This is a genomic window from Streptomyces sp. WAC05292 (assembly GCF_003949955.1).
Classification (GTDB): domain Bacteria; phylum Actinomycetota; class Actinomycetes; order Streptomycetales; family Streptomycetaceae; genus Streptomyces; species Streptomyces globosus.
Genome location: NZ_RPSE01000464.1, coordinates 1 through 4432, shown reverse-complemented (window position 1 = coordinate 4432; position 4432 = coordinate 1). Strand labels below are relative to the sequence as shown.

The following is a 4432-nucleotide window of genomic DNA, read 5'->3' as shown; positions in this document are numbered from 1 at the left end:
ACCCCGGGCGGCCGCCGTCCACCTGCCGCGCCAGGACGCGGCCGGCCGCCCGGGGTGCTCCGGGGGCCGGGGCGGGGAGCCGGCCGGCGCGTCGTCAGGAGCCGGGCGCGGCGCCGGCGGACCGGGCCTCCCCTCCGCGGCAGGGTCCGGGACCGCCGCCCGTTCCGCGGCCGCGGCCGGTTCCGCTGCGGCGGCCGGGCCGGGCTCCGGGCGGTTCTGCGTGCGGTCGGCGGCCTCCCACAGGGCTCGGTAGTCCGCCGGATCGGTGTCCATGGCCCGGCAGATGTCCCGTACGACGGTCCAGGGCGGCACCGTCGACCCGCGGAAGTAGCGGGAGAGGGAGGAGTCGCTGACCAGGGCTCGGCGCTCCAGGTCCCTGAGCGTCATCCCGGACCGCTGCTGGAGCGCCCGCAGGGCCTCCCCCAGCCGGCGGGCCGGCGTGGTGTGCCGGTCGGCGCCGTCGAGGTGGCTCATGCGTGCCCCCGCTTCCCCGTGGAAGATCGCCGAGTTGCCCGCCGGGGGTTCCCCCGCGGCGGCGCGCCTGTCCCGGGACGGGCCCGTCCCGGCAGTTCAGGAGGGTAGGGATCCCGACATGGGCGAAGCAAACGGGACAACGTTGCGGGACCTCCCGGACCGCCACAAACTCGGAGCATCCAGTCGGCGGTTCACCCCGTGAGGTGAAGCACGCGGCTCCCGTCCCCCCGCGTTTCCAGCGCGGCACCGGTATGCCCGCCGCCGGCCCGTTCCCGAAAGAAAGGTCCGTCGACCATGCGCTTCGACATCCGCACGGCCCGCAACCTGTCGGCCGGCGTGGCGCTCACGCTCCTCCCCCTGGCCGCCGTGGAAGGAGCCGCGGGCGCCGCGGAGAAGGACGCCCGGACGGCCGCGGCGCCCGCCGCCGCGGTCTCCTACCGGGTCCAGATCAGCAACCGGTGCCTGGACGCAGACACCAACACCATCAACAACGACGGGGGGCGGGCCCAGGTCTGGGACTGCAACCACGCCGCCAACCAGCGGTGGATCCTGGAGCCGAACGGGGCTCTGAGGGTGGACTTCAACAACAACAAGTGCCTCGACGCCGACACGAACACGATCAACGACAACGGCGCCAAGGTCCAGCTGTGGACGTGCAACGGCCAGCCGCAGCAGCAGTGGTACCGCGGCCCCGACAACACGATCCGCTCGCGGTACAACGGCAAGTGCCTGGACCAGGACACCCGCGAGAACCGCAACGGCGGCAAGGTCCAGCTGTGGGAGTGCAACAAGAGCCCGCAGCAGAGCTGGCTCTGACGGCCCGCCGCCCGTCCCGTGCCCCGGCCCCCACCCGGGCCGGGGCCGGGACGGGCACCGGACGGGCCGGGGGTGAGGGGCGCCCGGTCCGAAGGGTGCGGCCGCGCCGGCCGCCCGGCCCGTACGGGGTGCCGGACATGCCCTCGCTCCTGCGGCGTGCGGCGCCCCGCCCGTGGCAGAGTCGGCCATCGGCCCGGTGCCGCATCCGGGGCGGGCCGCGGCGGCGAAGGACGCCGTGCAGGCCCGCGCGCCCGGGCCCCGGAGCGAGGAGTGCTGTCATGACGGTCCCCCACTGGCTGTTCGGCGACCAGCTCGGGCCGCACTTCGCGGCCGCCGGAGCCGACGTGCCGGTCGTGATGGTCGAGGCCCGCTCGGTCTTCCGGCGCCGCCGCTTCCACCGGGCCAAGGCGCACCTGGTGCTGTCGGCGATGCGGCACCGGGCCGCGGAGCTCGGCGACCGGGTGCGGTACGTGCGCGCGGAGACCTACCGGGAGGGTCTGCGCACGGCGGTCGGGGACGGCCCGGTGACAGTGCACCACCCGACGTCGTACGCGGCGCTGCGGCTGGTGCAGTCGCTGCCCGCGGTGTCCGTGCTGCCCGCGCGCGGCTTCCTCGTCCCGCACGACGACTTCCGCGCCTGGGCCGGGGGCCACGGCGGCGGGCGGCTGCGGCAGGAGGACTTCTACCGCTGGGTGCGGCGCTCGCACGGCCTGCTGATGGACGGCGACCGCCCGGCCGGCGGCCGCTGGAACCACGACCGCGACAACCGCGAGCCCCCTCCGAAGGGGGCGCGCACCCTGGGCGCCCCGCCGCCCTACCGGCCGCGTGAGGACGGCATCGACGAGGAGGTGCGCCACGACCTCGACCGCTGGGAGCGGGAGGGCTCCGTCTCCTTCGTCGGCCGGGACGGTCCGCGCCGGTTCCCCGCGTCGCGGCGGGAGGCGCTGGCCGCGCTGCGCCGCTTCGTCGGGCACCGGCTCGCCGGGTTCGGTCCCCACGAGGACGCGATGCTGGCCGGGGATCCGGTGATGAGCCACAGCCTGCTGTCGTCATCGCTCAACCTCGGCCTGCTGGACCCGGCGGAGTGCGTGGAGCGGGCCGAGGACGCGTGGCGGGCGGGGCGTGCTCCGGTGGGCAGTGTGGAGGGGTTCGTCCGCCAGGTCGCCGGATGGCGCGAGTACGTCTGGCAGCTCTACTGGTACTTCGGGGAGGACTACCGCAGCAGCAACGCCCTGCGGCACCGCGAGCCGCTTCCCCGGTGGTTCCTGGAGCTGGACGCGGACGCGGTGCGGGCACGCTGCCTGGGCACGGCGCTCGCCCAGGTGAGGGACACCGGCTGGACGCACCACATTCCCCGGCTGATGCTGCTGGGCGGTTACGCGCTGCAGCGGGGCTGGGATCCGCAGGCCGTCACGGACTGGTTCCACCGCTGCTTCGTCGACGGGTACGACTGGGTGATGGTGCCCAACGTCGTCGGCATGTCGCAGTACGCCGACGGCGGGCGCATGACGACCAAGCCCTACACGTCCGGCGGGGCCTACGTGAACCGGATGAGCGATCTGTGCGGCGGGTGCGCCTACCGGCCCGGCGACCGGGTCGGCGAGCGGGCCTGCCCGTACACCACGGGCTACTGGGCCTTCCTGCACCGGCACCGGGCCCGTCTGGAGCGCAATCCGCGGATGGCGCAGCCGGTCCGCGGCCTGGACAGGCTGGCGGACCTGGCGGAGGTGCTGCGCGGGGAGGCGCAGCGGGGCGGCGACCCGCCGTGACCTCGGGCCGGCCGCCGGCGGCCGTGCCCGAGGGGGTGTTCAGTGCGGGCCGCGGCGGCGCAGGTCGCGCAGCACCTCGCGGGCGGCCCGCGCACCCGAGGCCAGCGCGCCCTGGACGGAGCCGGTGGCCCGGTGGTCCCCGCACACGTACCGGCCGGCGGCGACGCGCGCGGTGCGGGTGAGCGGTTGCGGCGGCGCCATGGCGGGCAGGGCGTCCTCGACGGTGCGGGCGGCCAGCAGGTCCCAGCCCCCGGTCCCGGTGCCGTACGCCTCGGCGAGCGCCGCCCGGACCCCGCGCTCGCGGCCGTCCGCGTCCCCGCCGAGGACGGAGGTGGCGACGAGGGCGTGGCCGGCGGGGGCGTACCGGGGCGCGACGTCGCTGAGGACGCAGGTGTTGAGGAACCGGCGGCGGGTGTCGACGAGGAGCGTCGGCTCGCCCAGGGGGCTGCGGGGGGCGACGTGGTAGTAGGTGGTCACGACCCGGTAGACGGGCAGGGCGACTTCGGGGAGCAGTGACGGGAGCGCCCCGGGGCCGGTGGCGACGACGACGGCGCGGGCGGGGACCTCCCGGCCCGCGGCGGTGAGCGCGCCGTCGCCGGTGAGCTCCGCCACGGGGCTCTCCAGCTGCACGGAGCCGGGGGGCAGGGCGGCTGCGAGGGCCTGCGGCACCGCCCCGATGCCCCCGTCGGGGAGGCAGGCGCTGCCGCGCAGCATGCTCCGCCAGACGAGGTGGAACATCCTGGCCGAGGTCTCCAGGCGGTCCTCCAGGAAGACCCCCGACAGGAACGGGCGGAAGAACCCTTCGACGAGGTCGTCGGAGACTCCGGCGTCGGCGAGCGCGGTGCGGGTGGTGGTGTCCGGGAGGCGTTTGGCCCGGTCCGGGGGCAGCAGCGCGTCGCGGGCGCACAGCAGGCCGAGGGCGGCCAGGTCGCGGGGGCCGGCCAGGCGGCCCGAGAGCAGGTCGGGCAGGATGCGCGGGCGGCGGAGGGGGTCGCCGAAGCGGAGCCGCCCGGAGGGGCTGTGGACGAGGACGCCGGAGGTGAACGCACGCAGTCCGAGCTCCTCGGGCCGGAGCCGGCGGCGGACCTGGGGGTAGGAGGGGTTGAACACCTGGAAGCCGCGGTCCACCGTGAAGCCGTCGACCCGGTCGGAGCGCATCCTGCCGCCGACGGCGTCGCCCGCCTCCAGCACCCGTACGCCGACACCGGCGGCCAGCAGGTCCCGGGCGCACGCCAGCCCGGCGAGACCCGCCCCCACCACCAGCACGTCCGACGTGTCCGGGGATGAAGACACGGTGCCACCTCCTTCGCTGCCGGTGCGGCCCGTACGGGCCGCTCACCGTGGATTCCGCCCGCCGGCCCGGCCCGGATGCG

The 4432-nt window shown here is 76.3% G+C and carries 4 protein-coding genes; 2 read left to right on the top strand and 2 right to left on the bottom strand.

What is annotated here, in order from left to right:
* Window positions 1-474, bottom strand: a 474-nt coding sequence (locus EF903_RS29280) for a helix-turn-helix transcriptional regulator (RefSeq protein ID WP_148142599.1), incomplete at its 3' end; no start/stop codon positions are given.
* Window positions 475-768: 294 nt separating this feature from the next.
* On the opposite strand from EF903_RS29280, the gene EF903_RS29275 reads away from it, so the two are divergent.
* Both EF903_RS29275 and EF903_RS29270 read left to right on the top strand, forming a co-directional pair.
* A complete protein-coding gene (locus tag EF903_RS29275) occupies window positions 769-1290 on the top strand; it encodes a ricin-type beta-trefoil lectin domain protein (RefSeq protein ID WP_125548024.1) in 522 nt (173 codons plus the stop codon).
* Window positions 1291-1568: 278 nt separating this feature from the next.
* A complete protein-coding gene (locus tag EF903_RS29270) occupies window positions 1569-3059 on the top strand; it encodes a cryptochrome/photolyase family protein (RefSeq protein ID WP_125548023.1) in 1491 nt (496 codons plus the stop codon).
* A 39-nt stretch (window positions 3060-3098) separates the two neighbouring features.
* Here the strand turns inward: EF903_RS29270 and EF903_RS29265 are convergent, their stop codons facing one another.
* Complete coding sequence (locus EF903_RS29265; protein ID WP_125548022.1) at window positions 3099-4352, bottom strand: NAD(P)/FAD-dependent oxidoreductase; 1254 nt, start codon at window positions 4350-4352, stop codon at window positions 3099-3101.
* Between the last annotated feature and the right edge of the window lie 80 nt (window positions 4353-4432).